Annotated in this window: 1 protein-coding gene; it reads right to left on the bottom strand. The window is 63.2% G+C overall.

Annotated elements, in window-relative coordinates:
- The coding region (locus tag C4B30_RS34990) for an IS256-like element IS1356 family transposase (protein WP_105133685.1) at positions 1 to 1,061 on the bottom strand (1,061 nt) is incomplete at both ends.

Below are 1,061 nucleotides of genomic sequence, written 5' to 3'. Positions count from 1 at the left end.
GCGAACTGCGTCATCGCGCTCTTCCAATCGTGCCGGGAGCCGGTCCACTTGGCAACGACGTTGCGCAGCGCCAGCCATATCAGTTTGAGCGCGGCCTCGTCCGACGGGAAGTGGCCGCGCGCCTTGATGATCTTCCGAAGCTGCATGTGCAGCGACTCGATCGCGTTGGTCGTATATACAATTTTCCGGATGTCAGGCGCGAAGGCGTAGAACGGAATCACCTGATCCCAGGCTCGGCGCCAGAGCGCGGCAATCGGAGGGTATTTCGTACCCCACGGGCTCGTATCGAACGCGTCCAGCGCCACGGCGGCGGCTTCGGCCGACGGTGCCCGATAGATCTCCTTGAGCGCCGCTGCGACCGATTTCCTGTCTTTCCAGCTGGCGAAGTCCAGTGAGTTCCGGATCAGATGCACGATGCAGGTCTGGACCGTCGTTTCCGGGAACACCGTGTTGATCGCTTCCGGGAAGCCCTTCAGGCCGTCGACCACGGCGATCAGGATATCCTGCACGCCGCGCAGCTTCAGGTCGTTCACTACCCGCAGCCAGAACTTGGCCCCCTCGGTCTGCTCGATCCAAAGGCCCAGCACGTCGCGTGTGCCGTCGCGCCGCACGCCCAGCGCCAGGTAGATCGCCTTGTTGCGCACGACGCCTTCGTCGCGGATCTTGACTCGCAAGGCGTCGAAGAACACGACCGGGTACATCGGCTCGAGCGGCCGCTGCTGCCATTCGCGCACTTCGTCGATCACGGCATCGGTCACCGTACTGATGAAGTCCGGCGACACCTCGATGCCGTACATCTCCAGCAGGAAACCCTGAATCTCCCGCACGCTCATGCCGCGTGCGTACATCGCGATGATCTTGTCGTCGAAGCCGGTGAAGCGTCGCTCGCCCTTGGCGATCAGCACTGGATCGAAGGTACCTTCTCGGTCGCGCGGAATCTCGACGTCGAGCAGGTCATCGTCGGTCGCGATGCGCTTGCGGCTGGTGCCGTTGCGATGGTTCGTGCGGCCTGCCGGCTTGGCATCGCCCTTCTCGTAGCCGAGGTGGTGGGTCAGTTCACC

Origin of the sequence: Burkholderia sp. BE12 (assembly GCF_002959955.1) — a bacterium.
Taxonomy (GTDB): Bacteria; Pseudomonadota; Gammaproteobacteria; order Burkholderiales; family Burkholderiaceae; genus Burkholderia.
This window is presented reverse-complemented; position numbering and strand designations above follow the sequence as displayed.